Annotated in this window: 15 protein-coding genes and 1 pseudogene; 15 read left to right on the forward strand and 1 reads right to left on the reverse strand. The window is 34.7% G+C overall.

Annotated features, from left to right (window positions below):
- The 12 genes from tssJ to GWJ05_RS07655 all read left to right on the forward strand — a co-directional run bounded on the left by tssJ (position 1) and on the right by GWJ05_RS07655 (position 17,414).
- Positions 1–555 (forward strand): type VI secretion system lipoprotein TssJ, encoded by a 555-nt coding sequence (gene tssJ, locus GWJ05_RS07600; RefSeq protein WP_161681264.1) that lies wholly within the window; start codon positions 1–3, stop codon positions 553–555.
- A gap of 2 nt (positions 556–557) precedes the next feature.
- Positions 558–1,916 (forward strand): type VI secretion system baseplate subunit TssK, encoded by a 1,359-nt coding sequence (tssK, locus tag GWJ05_RS07605; RefSeq protein ID WP_036935135.1) that lies wholly within the window; start codon positions 558–560, stop codon positions 1,914–1,916.
- Positions 1,909–2,664, forward strand: a complete 756-nt coding sequence (gene icmH, locus GWJ05_RS07610; protein WP_103004936.1) for a type IVB secretion system protein IcmH/DotU — start codon at positions 1,909–1,911, stop codon at positions 2,662–2,664. The genes tssK and icmH overlap by 8 nt, the downstream gene beginning before the upstream one ends.
- A gap of 9 nt (positions 2,665–2,673) precedes the next feature.
- Positions 2,674–5,310, forward strand: coding sequence for a type VI secretion system ATPase TssH (tssH, locus tag GWJ05_RS07615; RefSeq protein WP_161681265.1), 2,637 nt, complete (start codon positions 2,674–2,676; stop codon positions 5,308–5,310).
- Entirely contained in the window at positions 5,307–6,104 is a 798-nt protein-coding gene (locus tag GWJ05_RS07620) for a hypothetical protein (protein ID WP_036935142.1), read from the forward strand. Before tssH ends, GWJ05_RS07620 begins: the two co-directional genes overlap by 4 nt.
- A complete protein-coding gene (vasI, locus tag GWJ05_RS07625) occupies positions 6,101–6,751 on the forward strand; it encodes a type VI secretion system-associated protein VasI (protein ID WP_036935145.1) in 651 nt (216 codons plus the stop codon). Before GWJ05_RS07620 ends, vasI begins: the two co-directional genes overlap by 4 nt.
- Before the next feature lie 5 nt (positions 6,752–6,756).
- Positions 6,757–8,220 (forward strand): type VI secretion system protein TssA, encoded by a 1,464-nt coding sequence (tssA, locus tag GWJ05_RS07630; RefSeq protein ID WP_036935147.1) that lies wholly within the window; start codon positions 6,757–6,759, stop codon positions 8,218–8,220.
- Between the two features lie 2 nt (positions 8,221–8,222).
- Positions 8,223–11,771: a type VI secretion system membrane subunit TssM gene (tssM, locus tag GWJ05_RS07635; RefSeq protein WP_161681266.1), complete on the forward strand. Its 3,549-nt coding sequence runs from the start codon at positions 8,223–8,225 to the stop codon at positions 11,769–11,771.
- Positions 11,772–11,810: 39 nt separating this feature from the next.
- On the forward strand, positions 11,811–13,142 hold the full coding sequence (locus GWJ05_RS07640; RefSeq protein WP_087803153.1) for a VasL domain-containing protein: 1,332 nt from the start codon (positions 11,811–11,813) through the stop codon (positions 13,140–13,142).
- A gap of 48 nt (positions 13,143–13,190) precedes the next feature.
- Positions 13,191–14,927, forward strand: a complete 1,737-nt coding sequence (locus tag GWJ05_RS07645) for a type VI secretion system baseplate subunit TssF (RefSeq protein ID WP_036935156.1) — start codon at positions 13,191–13,193, stop codon at positions 14,925–14,927.
- A gap of 532 nt (positions 14,928–15,459) precedes the next feature.
- Positions 15,460–15,786, forward strand: a complete 327-nt coding sequence (locus GWJ05_RS07650) for a helix-turn-helix domain-containing protein (RefSeq protein ID WP_036935158.1) — start codon at positions 15,460–15,462, stop codon at positions 15,784–15,786.
- Between the two features lie 734 nt (positions 15,787–16,520).
- The gene (locus GWJ05_RS07655; RefSeq protein WP_087803150.1) at positions 16,521–17,414 is read left to right on the forward strand and encodes a hypothetical protein; all 894 of its coding nucleotides are present in this window, start codon (positions 16,521–16,523) and stop codon (positions 17,412–17,414) included.
- Between the two features lie 284 nt (positions 17,415–17,698).
- On the opposite strand, the gene GWJ05_RS07660 is transcribed toward GWJ05_RS07655, so the two are convergent.
- Complete coding sequence (locus GWJ05_RS07660; RefSeq protein WP_036935162.1) at positions 17,699–18,841, reverse strand: alpha/beta hydrolase; 1,143 nt, start codon at positions 18,839–18,841, stop codon at positions 17,699–17,701.
- A gap of 260 nt (positions 18,842–19,101) precedes the next feature.
- Here GWJ05_RS07660 and GWJ05_RS18545 point away from each other — a divergent pair.
- The 3 genes and pseudogenes from GWJ05_RS18545 to ucaA all read left to right on the forward strand — a co-directional run.
- A pseudogene (locus GWJ05_RS18545) lies at positions 19,102–19,232 on the forward strand (integrase); the annotation flags it as partial.
- Between the two features lie 232 nt (positions 19,233–19,464).
- On the forward strand, positions 19,465–20,691 hold the full coding sequence (locus GWJ05_RS07665) for a tyrosine-type recombinase/integrase (RefSeq protein ID WP_161681267.1): 1,227 nt from the start codon (positions 19,465–19,467) through the stop codon (positions 20,689–20,691).
- Between the two features lie 933 nt (positions 20,692–21,624).
- The gene (gene ucaA, locus GWJ05_RS07670; RefSeq protein WP_020946062.1) at positions 21,625–22,170 is read left to right on the forward strand and encodes a uroepithelial cell adherence major pilin UcaA; all 546 of its coding nucleotides are present in this window, start codon (positions 21,625–21,627) and stop codon (positions 22,168–22,170) included.
- Positions 22,171–22,195 lie beyond the last annotated feature (25 nt).

Consider the following 22,195-nt stretch of genomic DNA (forward strand, 5'->3'; position numbering starts at 1 on the left):
ATGCCGATAAAAACACTCATGACTTATCTCTTTCTTATTTTTGCAAGCACTCAACTTAGTGGGTGTAGTGGCCCGTTTGAAGCAATATCAAAAATAGGCAAAGTCATGTGGGATCCTTCAACGCCTGTAGGAGCAGAAAAAGAACAACCTTCCGTCGTTGCATTCACATTATTAGCAGATCCTGAAATCAATCCTAACGATCAAGGAGAGGCAACCCCCGTCCAATTACAAATTGTTTATATGAATGAAGATTCGCTCTTTGCTTCTTTAGATCAAGACCAAATTATTGAAGAAAATTGCGATCTGAAAAAGCTATTAAAAAGAAATTATATCGATCATCAAGATTACACTCTTTTGCCTGATCAATATAAACCACTCGATCTCATTGAGTTGGATAAAAAGAATAAGTATATCGGGATCATCGCTTATTACTCCGATGTCAATATTACTCAATGGAAAAAAATATTAAAAATCAATGGGATTGGTCGCCATTACAATCTACTAGTCCATATCAAAGAAAATGAAATTGAATTTAGAAAAGAAGAGGAACGATAACAGTGTCGACAAAAAATAAAGTGATATGGCATGAAGGGTTATTTATTAAACCTCAACATTTTCAGCAACAGCAACGTTACCAAGATTACATGATTGAAACGCTGATCAAAACCTACCACGCTCATTATTATGGCTTAAGCCAACTGACGCTAAATACGGAATTATTAAGTCTTGGTCGTATTGGTCTTAAAGAAGCCGCCGGCATTATGCCTGATGGCACACTATTTTCTATTCCACAACAAGATAATCTTCCTTCACCTATTGATATTTCACAAATTCATGAAGGCAGTGACAATGTTGTCTATTTAGCATTGCCATTACAAAACAGTACAGTCAGTGAAATCTCTCATTCCCATAATGGCAATCATTTGTTAGCCCGTTATAACGGTGTGTTAACACAAGTACGTGATTTGCATACTGAGAATGGGGATATCAGCCAGCTTAATATTGCGAAGCTCAATCCTATTTTGAAATTAGGAAAAACAGAATTAGATGCTTATGTAATGCTTCCGATTTGCAAAATAAGAGAAATTAGTGCTGATGGGAGTTTAACTCTAGATAAAAACTTCATTCCTACCTGCTTAAACTCAAGAATTTGCCCTATTTTATCGGAATTTTTAGCCGAAGTTGAAGGTGCATTATTTGAACGAGGCCGCCAAATAGCAGAAAGAATTGGCTCTCCCGGTCAGCAAGGAATTGCCGATGTGGCTGAATTTATGATGCTACAGCTACTTAACCGCGCTTATCCTCAATTTTCACATTTATCTAAGCAGACAGTCGTCCACCCAGAGCAACTCTTTAAAGAGCTACTTCAATTTAATGGTGAAATTCAAACCTTTACTAATGGCTCTCGTTTGCCTGATAAATTACCGAGTTATCGACACTATGACTTGGCATCTGGCTTTTTACCTCTGATTAAATCCATTCGACAAGCGCTAAGTGTGGTTCTAACACCAAGAGCGGTACCGATCCCATTACAAAAACAAGAACACGGTATTCAAGTTGCGACAATTCATGATAGGCAACTTCTGCAAACTGCTGAATTTATTATTGCAGTGCGCGCTCAGTTACCTCAAGAGCAACTGCGCCGACAATTCGCACAACAGGCTAAAGTGACTTCAGTGAATCAAATTCGTGATTTAGTCAGTGTTCAGATGCCTGGCGTGGGTTTTATTCCGTTATCCACAGCCCCTCGTCAATTGCCATATCACTCAGGCTATACCTATTTCCGCTTAGATCCTCAAGGCGAATCATGGGCTGATATACAAAAACACGGAAATATTGCATTTCACGTATCAGGACAATTCCCCGAACTTGATATTCAACTTTGGGCAATAAGAAGTGGAACGCAACATGAGTGATCAATCATTAATCCAAGAGATCGCTGAAAAAAAGGTGAGCCATAAATCATATCAATTGCCATTACGTGGTAACAACATTAACCCAATGATTGATACTGCAACGCCATTATTGGGCATGGTGATTAGAATGAAATCAATGTCTGCAACACCACTATCAGACAAACTTTTTCAGCAAGTAGTGACTGACATTCAAGCCATTGAGCAACAACTTCAAACTCACGGTTATGAACCGGGTGCCATTGTTTCATTCCGTTATGTGTTATGCACATTTATTGATGAAACAGCATTAGAGCTGGGTTGGGATCAAGATAATAATTGGGTAAAACAATCCTTACTCGTTCATTTCCACAATGAATCTTGGGGTGGCGAAAAAGTTTTCGTATTAATCGAGCGCTTATTAGGTGAGCCCAAACGCTACCTCGATTTATTAGAGTTTATTTATCTCTGCTTATGCCTTGGCTATCGCGGTCGCTATAAAGTCAGCAATGGCTATGGGGATGACTTTAATAAATTACTTCGCCAACTTCAAAAGCAAATCCAACAACTTAAAGGTGAACCTCAGTCTGTTATTTTATATAAAGAAAATGGAAATAAATCACATCAATACCGTTTAGGACAGCGCTTTGGGGTTCGTTATATCGCCATTGGCTCACTGATCTTCGCCACTATTATTTACACTGTTTATGCTTCTAGATTGAGACATCAAACTCTCAATATTTTGGAACAGCTTAATACACTTCTTAGCTAGGACGCCCTTATGATCCAGATTGATCTCTCAACATTAGTTAATAGACTTCACCCTATTGCTAAACACGCTTTAGAAAATGCGGCTGCGTTTTGTGTAAGTCACCAGCAACTCGAAATTACAGTAGATCAATTATTACAACAACTGCTGGAAACACCACTGACGGATATCCGCACTATCTTTAATAAAGTTGATATCAATCCCACTGAATTAACGGAGCTTTTAAATCTCCACACAGTACAACAACAGAGCGCGACACAAAGTTACCCTAATTTTTCACCACTGTTAGTGGAATGGCTAAAAGATAGCTGGCTACTGGCTTCAGCAGAACTTAGCCATAACGAATTACGTTCAGGTGCTTTATTACTCACTTTATTGCAAATGCCCCATCGTTATCTCTCAAAAGTAGCGGCGGAATTACTATCGCAAATCAATCGAGAACAACTCAAACTCAATTTTAATGAATGGACACTAACATCTGCTGAAGCACCAATAACAGAAGCGAATAAATCATCCAATAGCTATGTTCAATCAGACTCTATGCTTGCACGTTTTACACAAAATATGACACAACAAGCAAAGGATAACCAACTCGATCCTGTTTTATGTCGCGACCATGAAATTGATTTAATGATTGATATTCTCTGTCGTCGTCGGAAAAACAACCCTGTGGTGGTCGGTGAAGCGGGTGTGGGTAAAAGTGCCTTAATTGAAGGATTAGCTTTACGCATTATTGCGGGTGAAATTCCCGAAAAACTCAAAGAATGTGAGTTATTAACACTGGATTTAGGTGCATTACAAGCAGGCGCGGCTGTTAAAGGGGAATTTGAAAAACGCTTTAAAGGCATTATGCAAGAAGTAGCACAATCACCTACTCCTATTATCTTATTTATTGATGAAGCCCATACCTTGATTGGTGCTGGAAATCAGCAAGGTGGCTTAGATATCTCCAATTTGCTAAAACCTGCATTAGCCCGTGGCGAATTAAGTACCATTGCCGCAACCACATGGAGTGAATATAAAAAATACTTTGAAAAAGATGCAGCACTAGCGCGCCGTTTCCAACTTGTTCAAGTCAAAGAGCCCACCGCTGATGAAGCCATTATTATTATGCGTGGATTGCGCTCTATTTATGAAAAAGCACATCACGTCTTTATTGATGATGAAGCGCTTTGTGCATCAGCACAATTAAGTGAACGTTATCTTTCAGGACGCCAACTTCCAGATAAAGCCATTGATGTACTTGATACCGCTTGTGCTCGTGCGGCTATCAATCTTTCAACTCCTCCTAAACAGCTATCAGCATTAAAAACGCAACGTCATCAAACCAAGATGGAATTCGATGTATTAATGCGCGAACAGCAATTAGGTTTAAAAGATCATTCAGGGCGCTTGGCGATATTAGAAAATCAGTCTATTGAGATTGAAACACAAATTGAAATGCTTCAACAGGCGTGGGAAAAGCAGAAAAATATTGTTCGTGAAACTATCGAATTACGGTCAACTTTATTATCAACATTAACTAAATCACTTGAAGAAGAAGCAAACAGTGACGACATTGAAAATAATAAGGCTAAACTGAAATCTCGATTAAATACGCTAAATAAAGAGTTAGATAAATTACATCAACACTCTCTATTAGTCTCTCCCCATGTCGATAAAAAACAAATTACTGCTGTGATTGCGGAATGGACTGGCGTGCCACTTAATCGCTTATCACAAGATGCATTACAAGTAGTGGCAGAGCTACCAACCTACCTTGAGCAAAGTATTAAAGGCCAATCACTTGCAATCAAACATCTTCATAAGCATTTATTAACCGCTCGTGCCGATTTACGCCGTTCAGGCCGTCCATTAGGGGCATTCTTATTAGCCGGGCCAAGTGGCGTTGGTAAAACAGAAACAGTAATTCAAATTGCTCAGTTGATGTTTGGTGGAACACAATATCTCACCACGATCAACATGTCAGAGTTTCAAGAAAAACATACAGTTTCTCGCCTAATTGGTTCACCACCAGGTTATGTGGGTTATGGTGAAGGTGGAGTATTAACCGAAGCTATTCGCAAAAAACCTTATTCCGTTGTACTACTGGACGAAGTAGAAAAAGCACACCCCGATGTTTTAAATCTGTTTTATCAAGCCTTTGATAAAGGAGAATTAGCCGATGGTGAAGGTCGTGTTATTGACTGTAAAAACGTTGCGTTTTTCCTAACGTCTAATTTAGGTGATCACGCCATTATGGCTAATGCCGATAAACCGGATGAATTGCATGATGTGCTCTATCCAGAATTAACCACCTTCTTTAAACCTGCCCTTTTAGCGCGTATGGAAGTGATCCCATTCTTACCGTTAACGCAAGTTATTCTCAAAGAAATTATTGCTCACAAACTAACACGTTTAACCCAATTACTTACGCAACGTTTTCACGCAGAGATCAAACTGGAAGGGGCCGTTTCCGATGAAATATTACGCCGCGCTTCAAGAGCAGAAAACGGTGCAAGAATTTTAGAATCCATTATTGATGGTGCGTTATTACCACCTCTTTCACTTCTTCTGTTGCAACACAGTGCAAAAAATGAAGATATCAGGACGATACGGTTATCAACACAAGATAACCAATTCATTGCAGAGGTAAATGTAGAACTATGAAGCACAGACTGAAAAATGCGCTCTCTCTCTTAACTTGTTTAGATGTGGACTCACTGACCAGCCAATTTCTTGAGCTGAGTATGCCTCGTAGTCCATTCAGCGCGCTCATTGTTTCAATGATTAATAAATCAGAGAACCGTTTAGAGAGCTGGAGTATTGATCTTAGTGAAAAAGTAGAGAAAAAACATTTGGATGTCGATATTACAGAAGCGGATCACCCGTTGATCCAGCTTCTATCACAACCACAACCTATTCTCTGGAATGATTTAAAACAAGGCAGTTATATAAGCGATCATGCTTTACAGCAATTTATCGCCAAACAACCTGTGCATTGCGGACTGTTTAGTATTCCCTTTGTTGATCTTAATAATAAACCTTATGGGCTAATTATTATGTTAGGGGAAGATCTCGATGAAACAATTTATGAGCAAGGTATTTTTTCTATTTACTGCAATGTATTTCATCATCAATTAAAAAGCATTTTGGCATTTTCTCAATCACAACAGAAAATTGCCGATCTGCAATATTTATTGAAATTACAACAAGAAAAAGAAGAGAAAATAAATAAAACCTTACTTTCATTATCCGTATCAAATTTAACGCCAACACAAACTCCAATTCATTCTTTTGCTGAGGTGAACGATCTTACTTTAGCCACTGAACATTATGAAGCGTCAATTCTGCGTTACCAACAAGAAAACAGTAATGACGATCTCAATTTAATTGCTGAAAACTTAAATATTTCAAAGCGATCGCTTCTATATAAATTAAAAAAATATGGATGTCTTAAATGATTTATTTACGATCCCTTTATTTTATATTTCTCGCTCTATTTTCAATAAGTCACGTTTTTGCACAAGAGCAAGAAAATAAAACCAATCTTACTGAACTAGCTCTCTTTGAGTGTCGTAAAGAGCTATCTCAACTTCTTCGCTTATCTTGCTATGACCAAATTAACGTTGGAAACAAACCCGTTTCTACTGTTGATGTTAGTGCGATGGGTGATATTTGGCGTTTAGCGGTAGAGCATGAAATGAAACGTGAAAATCACACCGCTGGATTTATGGTTACAGCTCACAATAAAGGCACTTATCCCGTTATTATGACTATTCCAGCAATGGGATATCAGCCACCTCGCCCCATCCTTATGTTGAGTTGTATCGACAATATTACCCGTATGCAAATTGCGCTAACAAAAAAACAAGCAACCGGAAATGTCCTGCTAATCACAGATAAAACCCAATTAAGTAGTGAATGGTTTCTTCGAGAAGACGGTTATCTGCTTGAAGCGAGTCGCGGTATACCCGGCATTGATGAAATCAAGCAATTACTCTCTAGCACAAAATTAACCATCAAATTAGCAAATGATGAACAACTAACCTTTAATATTTCAGGCATTAACAAAGAGATAAAACCTCTGCGTTCAGCCTGTCATTGGTGATAATAATGACAACAAAAACACTCAGTGCATGGCGAGAACAGCTTTTAGTGCCTTTAGATGAAGCCAAAGTGAGCAGTCAACTTGATGAAAATAGCCCTGATTGGGAATATATCGAAAGTGAAATGATAAAATTTGGCTCACTAAGCCACAGCACTTTAGATATTGATGATATTCAGCGTCGAGCATTACAACTCTTTGCTACACAAACCAAAGATTTTCGCTTGCTTGTACATTTTTTAAGAACGCTACAACACGCAGGTATTCCCGAAGAGCTTGTGATGGCATCGACAATTACGAGTACTTATATACAACATTATTGGGATACTAGTTATCCAAATAATTCACGTTTAAAACTCCGTTTAGCACAACAAATTATTAAACGTTTTGAATCAGTCAAAAACATTTTTTGCCAGCAAGCCACACCTGAACAACGCGATGAAATTTTAGGTGAGTTTGCCTATTTAGCACAATTTTGGCATTCCAATCAGCCTAATTTATCTACACAAGTGGATGAATTAAGCCGAGCATATCAACATATAGAAAATACACAAAAATCAGCCCTTGCTGTGACAGAAAGTGTCAAATTAGAAACAGCGAATGAAATAAAAATATCACCAGAAACATCAGCGAACATGATCCCTGCTCCTGTAATACAGCAACCTCATGTTGAAATTAATCAAAGTGATGATCGCCAATGGAAACAGACATTATTAAAAGTTGCAGGCATTCTTTGTGAACAAGCGCAAAATGACGCCGTCGGTTACCGTCTACGCCGATATGCCATTTGGCACACTATTCAAACACTTCCCATCAGCGATAAGCAAGGTAAAACCCCTTTAGCTGCCGTGGCGATTGATAGAGTGACTGATTACAAAGCGCAACTCTCACACCCCTCAATCTCATTACTTAATGATATTGAGCAGAGCTTAACGCTAGCGCCTTATTGGTTAGATGGGCATTTTATGGCGGCTCAAGCAGCACAACGATTAGGACTAATCGATGTTTCATCAGCAATTGCTCAAGAGCTTTCACTGTTTTTAACCAGATTACCTCAGCTTAATCATCTCTATTTCTCTGATATGACGCCTTTTATTTCAGAAGAAACCCACCAATGGCTAGGGAGTTTAGAAAACCAAGCTAACAATAAAGTAAGCTCTTCGTTATCACGACACAATAATGAGCAACAAGAAATTATGGATTGCTTTGAACAAGAAGGTCTTAATGCTGCATTATTAATGATTGATAACGCTATTTCAGTGACGGCCGAACCCCGTCAACGATTTTATCTACAGTTACTTTCTGCTCAGCTTTTTGAAGCGTCAAAAATGAGTTCCATCGCAAATGTTTATTTTAATCAGCTTTATCAGGATGCGCTTCGATATTCATTATCAGAGTGGGAACCCAATTTATTAAATCAATTGGCATCAAAAATGGAACATCAACAGAACTCGTTTTCTCATAGGGAATAATAATGAATTGGTCATTTCTTTCTGGAAAAAAAATAGCAGATTTTATAAAAAAATTTTTCTATTCTGATAAATCAAAAATTAAATCCCTATTTTTACTTTTAATTGCTTTAATTCCTGCGTTGTTTGTTATTTGGATCTGGTGGTGGGGAGCAAACTACGAATTTAAAGGTGATTATCCATTACGTTCACTGAGTGCACGTTGGTTAGCGACTGTTATCACTATTTTAGTGGTTGTCAGTTGGGTTGGAATTGCAACATGGCTTCGAGTTAAAAAGCTTGAAGGGCTGAAATTAGAGGTAGAATTAGCCATTGTAGATCCTGTCCGTAATGATATTGAGCACCAAACTCGTTATTTAAATTACTGGAAATCACAATTTATTAAACATCAAAATGGACATACCAATGCGTTTTATCAAAAGCCTTGGTATTTTGTTTTAGGTACTGATGAAAGTGGCAAAAATACCTTATTAAAAAATAGCCTAAATACTTTAGATATTGCACCTATTGAAAATATTATTAGCGAGAAAAAACTGCCTTTACATATAAAAATGCGACTTGCTGATCAAGCAATATTATTAATTCCTGAAGGAAAGTTAATTACACAGCCTAATCTCATTTTAGAAAAACCAAAACTTTATCATCGACTATGGAATGAATTATTAATCTGGGTAAATGAACATCGTGCTCGTCAACCGATGAATGGCATTATTCTTACTATCGATATATTACAACTACTGACAAACGACAAAGAGAAAAATAGCCAATTTATTGCCTCATTGCATATGCGGTTACAAGAAATTCGCATCACATTTAATAGTCAATTACCTATTTATATCGTATTTACAAAACTCGATTTATTACAGGGATTTGATGCGATGTTTCAATCATTAGAAACGAAACAACGTGATGATATTTTGGGTGTGACATTTCAATTAAATAATAAAAATAACTGGGAAAAAGAGCTGAATGCATTTTGGGAACAATGGGTAAGCCAAATGAATAGCGCCCTTCCTGAGATGATGATTAATCGTGTAGATGAAAGCCAACGCACTAAATTATTTAGTTTTATTAGACAAATTCAAGGGTTGAAAACTACCGTAACCAATCTAATTGATGCGTTAGCATCTAGTGATAAACAACAGGATATTAAATTACGCGGTGTGTATCTCACATCTGCAACACAAGTCGGGCAAGTTGATAATATCTTTAGCCAAACTGCATCTGTGCAATATCATTTACCAACAGCACCTTTAGCCACTTGGCCAATTGCTGAAACTCACAGCTATTTTACACAATCACTTTTTCAAGATGTTTTGCTATCAGAGCCCAATCTGGCTGCTGAAAGTCAATTTTGGCTTAAAAAGCATCGCAGAAGAGTCCTATTAGCTTCTGCTATCAGTTTTGTTGGCATTATCGCTTTGTGGAATGGCTGGAGTCACTATTACAGCAAAAACTATCAGTCTGGTGAAAATGTACTCAATGAAGTAAAAGCCTTCCGCACTTCTGATACCACTATTACGACAAATACCGCCGGAAAAGAACAACTTGCCGTATTAAATCCGTTATTAGATGCCACATTAGCTTATGGTAATTATCGTGAGAAAAGTGATCTATTTTCTGATCTTGGGTTATATCAAGGAAAGAATGTAGGTCCATATGTCGAAAATGTTTATCTTCAATTGATAACAGAACATTATTTGCCTTCAATAATGAATTCTTTACTTATTGAGTTAAATAAAGCCAAAGCAGGAAGTGAGGAAAAACTCGAGATATTGCGCATTATGCGCATGCTTGAAGACAAAAGCGGACGCAATAATGAGATTGTTGAAAATTTTATGGCTAATTATTGGAGTCGCCTATTTACGGGTCAGCGTGATATTCAATCTCAATTAATGTCACATTTGCAATACGCATTAAAACATACCGATTGGCAAGCTCAACGCAAGGCAGGTGAAGTAACTGCTATTAATGCTTTTACACCATTTACTCAGCCAATCAATACAGCGCAAAAAGAGTTAAGTCGTTTACCGCTTTATCAACGTGTTTATCAAACATTGCGCCTTAAAGCGAACCAAGTTCTCTCATCGCCATTAAATATACGTCATCAAGTTGGCCCTAGCTTTGACTCTATTTTTACCGCTATTAATGAAGATAAACTTCAAATGCCTCAACTTCTTACACTGTATGGGTTAACAAACTATTTTACTCAACATAATGATGAGCTGGTGGATCTGACCTTTTTAGATGCATGGGTATTAAATTTAAGTACAAACACCCAATACAGTGAAAGTGATAGAAAAGAGATCCAACGCCAAATCACGGAACAATATCTTAATGATTATACAGCTCAATGGCGCGCTGCTATCAGTAACCTTGAAATAAGAGAATTTGAATCACTACAAGATGAAATTAATGCATTAGAACAAATTATTAGTGGTGAACAACCAATACGACGAGCATTACAAGTATTAAAAGATAATACAACATTACCCAAAATAGATAACTCACTGCCCGTTGCTGACCAAAAAGCCTTAATGAATGAATTAAAATACAGATTACTCATACGGTTAGATAAAGAATTTGCACCTCAAACTGAAATTTTAGTCAGTAATAATGGTGAAAACCTGCAAAATCTTAATCAAAAATTAAATGAATTACATCGCTATTTATTAGGCATTTATAATTCACCAGTACCAGGTAAAGCGGCATTAAAAGCAGTGACCTCTCGTCTTGAAGATAATAATCGCGACATTATCTTTGAATTATCTCAATCAGCTAAAACATTGCCTGAACCAATGAATCGTTGGGTTGGTCAATTAGCGGATCAAGCTTGGAATGTTGTACAAAAAGAAGCAATCCGCTATATGGAAATTGAGTGGAATGAAACCGTCGTTAAGCAATATCATACCTACATTATAGGTCGTTATCCGTTTAACGCAGTGGCTACACAAGATGTACCTTTAAGTGAGTTTGAACGTTTTTTTAAACCGAATGGCACATTAGATAGCTTCTATCAGCAAAACCTACGCCTTTTTGTTGAAAATAACCTGATTGAAAACAGCGATGGCCAATCACTTATTCGTCCGGATGTATTAGAACAATTTGAAATTGCAAATCGAATTAGAAAGACATTCTTTAATGCACAAGGCAATTTAGAAGCGCAATTTGCTATTGAAGCGCTATCGCTGACTGGTAATAAGCGCCGTAGTGTTTTAAATCTTGATGGTCAATTACTTGATTATTCCCACGGAAGAAACCATACCGTACATATGGTTTGGCCCAATTCAATGCGTTCAAATGTTGAAAGCAAACTCACTTTAGTGCCTATTTCTGGCGATAAATCACCGCGAGCTATTTTATTTAGCGGTCCTTGGGCACAAATGCGACTAATTAATGGTGGCAGACTTACCAACATAAAACCACACTCTTTCGATGTGAAATTCACTCTTGATGGTGGTGATATGACATATCGGATCACAATCGATGAATCTAATAATCCTTTCTTTGGTGGATTATTTACACGCTTCAAATTACCAGAAACCCTTTATTAACTGATTTCCCCTCATATTTATGAGGGGATAGGATCTTTCATGAATACGCCAAAAGAAAAATTTGTGATAAAAATTGCAGGCTCTCCTTTAGATATCCCTGAATTTATCGCATTAAAAGCGGAATTTAATAAACTCAATCATCCTTCTCAGCCTGAGATCAGTTGGACACTTATTGAGTCTCTCTCATTAACGTTATTTAAAACTCACGGTATCGACTTGCAAAGTGGTATATATTACACACTTGCTCGCCTTCATATTAATGGGTTGAATGGTTTTACTGAAGGGTGTGAATTGCTTGCCAATATTGTGGTGAGTCAATGGGATAACCTTTGGCCTTTCCAATCAAATCATCGATGTGATGTATTAAATTGGTTTAATACCAAAGCGGGTACTTTATTACGGCAATTAACCTTTTCTCCTTCTGATTTACGTTTAATTTATCGTTCAGAAAGAGCTCTACAATTAATTATTGATCAAATTGCTTATACAGATTGGCCGAAATTACCAAAGCTAGAAAATTTACTCTGGTTTTTCCAAAATGTAGCAAAAACATTAGAACAAACAACAAAAAGTACAACACAAAAAAGTAACAATGCTACGGTTAAGATCCCCCCTATTGTCTATATCAGCCCATCTGATGAGATAAAGGAAAATAATGCGTCTAAACCTAATCCCATCACCGAAGTTGTTTTATATGACGATCCTCCTATTGAGAAAAAATCAATAAGTGCAAAAAAAGGGTTTCTTATTGGACTATTCACTAGCAGTGTTATTTTTACTGTTATTGGTGTATCGCTATATTTGCCGATGCAAAAAGAGTTATCTGCTATTACATCTCAACCTGAAGGTGCCATTACACAGTGGTTATATCAACCGAATATTAGTTCATACGCAAATAACCTTATTTTAATGGAAAAACAGTCCCCTCTATTTGCCTTAAGAAAATCAGATCATATGCTGGAGGTGGCTAAAAAGCTTTGGCCTAATAATGCTGATCAGTCTTACGCTACACGACAGTGGCAAAATATCCTCACCACGCGATTAGAAAATACACCGATTGACAGTAGTTGGTCTGATACCAATAAATTAATTCAACAACTTTCTGACAGAATTGTTCAGCAAGAACGTAATCGAGGAAGCTTTACTCTTTCTTATTTAAAAACAGCCATTTATGAAATCCAAAAAAGCCATAATAAATCAATTCCTATTGAGAATAAGCTATATGAGTTTTCACAAGCAATAAATAAAGAACAGGCTATCTCACCTGCTTTAATTAATAATCTTGATACAGACGTTAATGGATTATTAGCACGATATTATTTCCTTCAAAAAGAAGCTGAAGAGTTAGGGTTAAAGCCTTATTCGTATTAAAAATAAAAATCATGACAGATATTATTAAAGGTTAGATATTAGATTAATATGAGCGAAATTAAATATTTAAAAGAAAAGCAACATCTACAAAAACTGGCTAAAATCTACGCGCAAAAAAAACCACATTTAGCAGAAGTCTTAGAGCCAGATGATCCACAAACAAGCTATTTAATGGAAGGATTTGCTTTTCTTTCTGCTCACTTACAAGAAAAAATTGATGATGCCTTTCCTGAAATTACACTTCCTCTATTACAACGTTTAGGCTCTCAAGCAATCAAAGGGATACCCTCAACATCCATTATTCAAATTAGCTGTGAAAAGGAGATTAATTACAGTTATTTTATTCCTAAAAATAGCAGTGCATTAGGTAATAATAACGAGTGTTTTTCAACTTGTCGTGATTTATATATTGAGCCTTATTCTCTTATTGAGAAAAAAGTGACACACCAACCCAATAAAAGTTGTATTTCTTTAACATTTAAATATCTTGGTAATATCGAGAATATACAATCTTGCTCGCTAAATTTATTTCTTAGCCCAATCAAGAATATTGCAGATACCTTGTTACTTGGGTTAACACAGCATTTTGACTATATTGAATTAAAACATGCTGATCAAAGTTATCATGGTGATAATGCAACTTTTTGTTTTAACTCTCAAATTGGTAAAGATTATCCTATTTTTCCACAATCAGAAAACACACCGAAAGCGCCACAACAATTATTAGAGGGGTTGTATCTTCCTCATGTTCACCACTTTATTAACTTAGATATTCCAATGATTATCAAGCAGTTAAATTGGGAAAAAAGCACTCAATTTACAATTAATATCTATTTAAATAAGCAAATTTCGCTAACGAAAGAACAATGTCAAAACTGTTTTTTACTTAACTGCATTCCTACCGTTGATAAAGAGAAAGATCATACAGTTATCATTGATTTTCAAGAGAATAAATCATCTTATTTACTGCCTATTCCAAATAACCATTATCTTTCAAGTTTATCTGAAATCATGCTTTCCCTTGAACCGCATGAAAAGGAACGTGGTATTTATTGTCATTTTTATTCAATTACAGAGCTAACATCTGCGTCTCGTCTATTACCTCAATATCAAAACTCTCTTTTTTATTCATTAACTATCGATAAAGATATTACAGGAAGAACATTCTATACTGTTCATTTTTATGATAACAAAGGTGAAGGACTTATCTCCCCACCTAGTTTGCATTTTTCTTGTACCTATGTTGGTTTTGAAAAATATAAAGATAACCGTATTGGTATATTAAATGCACATAGTGAGAATATACCTGATAATTTATTACTCACAAATATAACACCATTATCAGAATGCTTTCCTCCTATTGTTGATGATAAGTATTATTGGCATTTATTATCACATTATAGTGCTAATGCGTTTATGTTAATGTCTATCTCAACAATTAAAAATATGCTGAGTGATTATTTAATATATGCAGAGCTAGATAAACAGATCACGAGAAAAATAAAACATTCACTAGAAGGGTGTATTGATTTAAAGAGTTATACTTATGATTATATCTTAAAAGGGAAACCACATCGTTGCTTATCTTTAACCTTAACTATTGATACTAATTATTTTGAAAATGAAGGAGATGCATTTATTTTTGTTTCTCATCTTTATCATTTTTTTCCATTCTGTTTATCAGAGAATATGCTATTAGAAATGAAAATTAAATTTAATGATAATGATAATGTAAAATGGTTTTTATCACCCTCTCCATTAAAAGGCTATAAGTCACTCTTATGATTATAAAGGGCTCCTAATGGAGCTTTTTTTTAAATTTCTTTTCTAGTTTAGAATTACTTAATATATCATAAAAATTTTACATTTTTATCGAATAAGATAAAACAGCTACAATAGCCTTATTACATCAATATCATAAAAAATCATTTTTAAAATCAACTTGGTAAGCTAATTAATTGAGAAGTAAGTTAGACAAATGAATACGATTTTATGATAAAAAATAACCCTTTAAAGGATTTAACTTATTTTTACCTATATCTCTCTTAACGCCCCTCATCAAAAAAGGATCTTCATTTCTGAGCAAACGCTAATTAACTCATATTATTCTTAATTAACACTCTTATTTCGTCATCAACAAACAAAAATACTAATAAATACTAATGTAATTTATCTAATTATTTGATTTAGGTAAAACGGTTTAAATCTTTTAATAAGTAAAAATTGATAGTCATCAGCTATCAATAATCTATTTTTGATCGCTTATATCGATCTTTAAGTATTTTTACTGTAATATCACTTAAAAAGAGGAATTAATATGAATTCAGTTAATATTGTTGTAGCTCAGAGAATTAAACAAAAAAGAAAGCAGTTAAAAATAACAGGTGTTGAGATGGGACGCAGACTTGGTATGAGTCAACAACACTATTCACGCTTGGAAAATGGCCATATAAAAATAACCGTCGATCAGCTAATTACCATTGCCCTAATATTAGGAGTTTCTCCTCAAAGTTTATTGCTTCATTCCGAAATAATGTCCCCCATGATAAAAACATGGTCTGAAACAGTTTTATCATCAAGAGATATTGTTGTATCAAAAGATATTGTTATATCAAGAGATAGGAAGCGTCGTAGCCTAAAATAAAAAATATTAATATTATTATACACTATCTAGCCTAATACTTATTAATATACCTTAGTTAAAAGAAAATCATTTTTTCTTATTTTATCAAATTTATATTATTTTAATAAATCAATCGATTGATTTATTGTTAAAATAAATAACCAGTTGTTAACTTTTTTGAAAATTAATATTTAGATAGAACTCGTGCAATATTGGGTAATATTTTGTTGTCTTCTCTTATCAAATAAATAACTATTCTTCTGATAATCAATCATCAACCTCTTCAAGCTTAATATACTCATTATAATAATAAATAATTTCTAATAAAAAACTCATTTTGCAAGGTTAACGAAATTACCCAGTACAACTAAATATAAATATAAACTTAATAATATTAATCAACTCCATATAAATAAGATTATTTCAATACTTCACTTTATTAAAATATATTCTATAATTTTTTACTTACCTATAAATTATAATCACGAAAATCTTAAATTTAATAAAGTGTAACTACTTGAGTATTCCAATTCATTACCATCGTTTTAAATTCGGGATCATTCTCGATTATTCATATTAGTATCATCATAAAATGTCATATTCAATTTTATTTTTTTACCATAAATTTTAATGTAATATAGCTCTAGTAAAGCTTTTTTAACTTATTTTATTGCTATTTTACTCTTTCTAGTTACTAATCAAGCTAACATAATGAAAATTAAATCATTATTATCACTTACCAATAGGAATATATAATGAAATTTTTATATCTAAAATCATTTTTCTTGTTTTACACATTGTATGCATGTAATGCCTATAGCGATGAAAATCTAAATGCGGGTTATGCAAAATTACTTGCTCTTTCATTGACTAATGATATTAACGCATCAAAACTAAACTCAGATGGACTTAGCTATAATAAATATTCTTTACCTTATGAATTCAAAAATCTTTATGTAACAAAAAATTACTTCTTATCTATGAAGTTAAATGGTAACTATCTTAAAATTAAATCCTCACCAACCAATATTGACCCCCTAGGTAACTTGCGTGCTCAGTGGGATATTTTTAGCCTCTCTGCTGCACCAAAAATCATCTATCCAATAAATGAAAAATTTAGATTAGAGAATGAATTAGAATTTGGTTATTCAAATATGAATAATAAATCTTCATTTCATGGTAATGAAAAAATGAAAGAAATATTGCGTGATGAAGGTTTATTAGATTGGAGTATAAATACATTTCATATAACACCAAAATTTGGGCTGAGAAATACGAATAAATTAAATAATAATGATGAGTTTAATATATATGGCCATGTATCATATATGTTTACAAATAGCGTTGGCAACGAAAAAAAACTAAACGTTAATAATAATACAGGGACATGGTCTATTGGTGGTGAATATATTATGACTGATTTAATTAACTTAAATGGTATGAATTTTAATTTAATCTTATCCAATGACATCGGTGGGTTCTATGGGAAAGACTATAGAGAATTATCTTTTGGTTTTATTAACAATACTTCATTAGCATTAGAAACTCCTATTAAATTTTACGATAACCAAGTAAAAATAAAAGCAGGGATTGGCTATCTATCAAGCGACAATGCTCATGGTATCGCTCTCACATTGGGGATCAGGTAGATCTAAGTTCCAATAGATATGAATAGATATCGGAATACTGTAGATCCTGACTAAGGCTGATTTTATAAGGGCTTTATGGATAATGCTTGTCATTAAAATATTTGAAAATAGTACACTCTATCAAAACGTTTTATTACTCTGATATTTATTTATGAAAATAAGTTATTTTCTTTAATTCTGGAAATTAAAATGGAAAGGAACACCCGAGATCGATCAACCAAAACATTATCGGGCGCCCCTAATTACACAACGATCCTAATGAATAAGATCAAAATGGTTATTTATCAAATAGCGTTTAGTTCACTCTGCGCATTCTTCATCAACTCAAAAACAAAGGGTACCGAATGACGCAAAGAAACATTGTATACATCCAAATGCCCAATATTAGGATATTCATATACCTTTACATCTGTTCCTGCGTCCAATACATCCTTTGCAAACTCTTGTTGCCAACAAGTTAATACGTGAATATCCTCTAAACCAATTCCAATCAATATGGGCTTATCAATAAGAAGCTTTCTATAATTTAGGCTTGAAGATTCTTGTTCTAGCAGTTCTTTAAATTTAGGCTTTAAACTATTAACACCATTAAGTTTATTATCCATAATTAACTGACTTAATGGACTAAGACAAAGCGTTTTCGCTTTTTCAACATAGGGAATAGCTTGTTCTTGGAAGTAATCGCCTACTTTTAAGTCTGGGTTTTTATCAGAGGCAGAAAGATATAAGTACATCGCATAAGGTAGTTTTCTATCACCTTCCTCACGGATATCATCGCTAACAAAATTTTCGAGTAAATTGTCACTAAAGTAAGGTGTTCCTGTCATTACTACACCCAATACATTTAACTCTGGCGCATATTCAGGTTGATAACCTATCGATGCAAATGCTGCGTGAGCACCTTGAGAATGACCGATAAAAATAATGTTATTACTCAATGGAAATACTTTAAGGGCCGCTTTTATACTATCTAAAGAACTCCATGCCGTCGCTCTTTCATCCATATAATGATGCAATCCAGATGAACCTAATCCCGGGTAATCAGGAGCAACTATTGCAAATCCAAGTGATAGCCAAGTATTTAAATATTGAGTGACACGGCTATTTTTAGGCGTCAATGAAGGGGCACAAGTCGGAGCAATCCCTACAGTACCATGGTTCCAAACAATTACGGGCCATCCGTTTTCAGGAGCCTGGCTTTTAGGTATGAAAACAGTACCAGTATCTTCACGGATAATCTCACCATGCACACTATCACAAGAAGTATAAGAAACTTTGTATTGCTCAAAGGCCTCACTTAATCCCAAATCTGGCTCCAGCACTTGCCTATGAGTTATGACTCCCGTCTCATTAGAGAGATTTACATTAACTGTGCTATCCGTAGAGAATAAAGAGGCAGATGATGATGTTTTATTACAGTCATTCATATATATTTCCTTATATTATTGATGAATTTCTAATTCCATTTAATGCCATTAAACTTACAATTAACGTGTTAATTCAAGGTAAGCATTTGCTTTTTCACTTAGCCATTGGCTAAATTCAGATAACAAAAAACCCCGCCGAAGCGAGGTCTTGATAAAATCAAATAGTGGGCTAAATGATAAATAGCCCACTATTTAAAGAGAGTAGTCTAATCTTATTCAAAGCGCAACCACTTTACTGTTTATATAAACAGTTATCTCGTATAGAGATGGTAAGCAAGTATACTCACTTGGCGCGGAACCATTTAACAGAACATGCACGTAAAATTGATGACGTTTTAATAAAAACGACACAAATACGTCTCACGATACAAAAATAGTAAATTTGAAATGAATGTAACCAATTGATTTTAAATGGTACGCCCTACAGGATTCGAACCTGTGACCTACGGCTTAGAAGGGCGTTACATACTGATTTCATTGAGTTTTATATAATTTCATGAGATTTCATCCTTCTGATTTATAAGGATTTATATACCTTGCATGATTTCAGCTAGTTTCATATCATTTCTTCGTTACTTGACCCGTTACTTGACCCGCAAAAAACTCGTAAATGGAAATTAGTTATGGCTAGCGTATTACTGACTGATAGTAAAATACGAGGACTGAAACCAAAGAAATCTGCGTATTATACTTGGCAAGCATCAGCGACTAGAGGAACTGGACGTCTTGGTGTAAAAACATATCCATCTGGAAGAAAAGTTTTCGTCTACCGCTACTTCAAAGATGGAAAAGAGAAATTTATATCGCTTGGTGATTACCCTAATTTATCACTAGCAGATGCTGCAGTAAAATCCGTAGCAGCTGCTACTGAATCATCATCCCTTGAGAAAATTAAATATGAACACGCCACAATAAAACAGCTCTTTGATGATTACATTGAAGATCAGAAACGGCAAGGCAAGCGTTCATATGATAAAACTCAAAACAGACTCAATCAGGTTCTAGATAGCAAGCATATTGATGCAACTATGCCTGCAAAAGATGTTACTCCAGATCATATAAAAAGAATACTTTCTGAGTTTATCTCCCGAGGTGCTTTGGCAGGTTCGAACAAAGTAAGAGCAAACCTACATGCGGTATTCAACTTCGGTTTGTTTGCCGACAATGATCCAGCAAAAATAAACGAGCGCGTTATTTATGGATTGGAACGAAATCCTGTCACAGTGGTTCCTAGACAAAAAGGTGCAGATAAAGCGTTAGATAGATTTTTATCATGGGATGAGTTGAAGCTATTATTAGAGCTATTCAATAAACCCACCATCGAATGTCCTATTAACTCAGATTATGCGCGCCTATTTCTATTTTGCGTTTATTCTGCAGGGCAAAGACCATGGGAAATAATAGCTAACACTCGGGATAATTGGGATAAAAAGAACAATACATTAACGGTTCCACCTCACATTTCAAAAACAGGCGATTATCATGTGATCCCTTTGGTTCAGCCTGCTATTGATATTCTTAATATCCAAGAGCTCTTGTATCCAACATCAAATTACCTGTTCCCTGCTGACACCAAAGAAGGGCACCTGTTAACATCTGAATACGCTAAACAATTAAATAAATTTTGTAAGAAGAATGAGTTTGAGAAATTTACACCTAGAGATGTGAGAAGAACATTTAAAACATTGGCTGGAGAGATGGGGATTAGTTCTGAGTTAAGGGATATGGTACAAAACCATAAAAGACCCGGCGTTTCTCAGAAACATTATGACAGGTATGATTATTTAAGAGAAAAACGTGAAACGCTTGATACATGGTGTGAAAAGCTATCGTCGCTAAAAGAAGAATAGGGTTTATGTATCTCCCCCTAGCTCCTTATTGTAGGATAGATGTAACCCACAACAAGGAACACTAAAAATGAGAATGACTCTATATACCTGTCACTGTCATAGAAATCAGTTATCATTATTGATCCCTACAAATAAAAGCACAAAAAATGAGCATTTTAGTGCGAAGTAACGTACACTGAATCACGATATCCCTATGATGGGTGAAAGATATGAAAGCTTTTAACGTGATAAGAATGTTTCAAGACACACCAGTACAAGTTACCTGCCCAAGTTGTTCTTACGTTGCAAAATAAAATAAACACAAGCTTAAGAAGAACCTAATCTTATTAGGTCCTAATTGTGGCTACATGTTTTATTTCAATAAAATATAAACACAACTCAATATACCAGTTGTTGCCGTAGAAATTGAACGACAACAACCAGCACATTTATGAATGTATTTTAATAAAGGGTTAGTGTTTTATAATGAAAAAAATAAGAAGTTGCTACACGGAAATTCTGCACCATATCTGAAAGAGCTAAGCAATTTGATTTATATTAAAACTCAAGTTTTGACTAATAACCTTCTCATATACATATCATCAATCATTGATATAACACATTGAACGACAATAACAAGATCGATTTTAACGATCAGTTTACCAATCATCAATAGATTAAAACTATCAAAACCAACGCCATCGATCGAAAAAACCATCTTTACTTAAGTGATATTTGAAATAATAATAACTTAAATTATTTATTTTTATATTTGCCACATCACCATTAAAAAATTTAATATCTTTATTATTTATATATTCTACAAATATAAACCTCACTATAAACTCTATTTAATAGGATTATATATATTATTATTCAATAATACTTTTCATTTTTTTGAAAAACAAAAAATAACTTAACTTTAATTTAATTTAAAATAGGAATCTTAAATATATGAAAAGAAAAGTTATAGCACTAGCTACTATTCTTTCTGCTGCATTTGCTGGCTCATCTATGGCGTATGACGGAACAATTACATTTACAGGTAAAGTTGTTGATCAAACATGTTCTGTTGATACCCAATCAAAAAATTTAGCTGTTATTTTGCCGACTGTTTCAGTCGCAACATTAAATAATGTAGCAACAACAGCAGGCTTAACTCCATTTACAATTAAGTTAACTGGTTGTTCCACAGATAAAGATGGTGCTAAAAACGTTAAAGTATATTTTGAACCATCCGCTGATACTGATTTAACTACACATAATTTAAAAAATACAGCAACAGGAACTAAAGCGAATAATGTTCAAGTTCAATTACTTAACTCAGATGCAGCAACAACAATCCAGTTAGGTACTGATTCTGCAACACAAGATGTCCATCCAGTACAAATCGACAATGCTAATGTAAACCTTCCATATTTTGCTCAATATTACGCAACCGGACAATCTACCGCTGGAGATGTAAAAGCAACCGTTCATTACACCATTGCCTATGAGTAAGGTTTATTGGATTGCTTTTATTTTA

This window comes from Proteus sp. G2626 (assembly GCF_009915985.1).
In the GTDB taxonomy this organism is placed as follows: domain Bacteria; phylum Pseudomonadota; class Gammaproteobacteria; order Enterobacterales; family Enterobacteriaceae; genus Proteus; species Proteus vulgaris.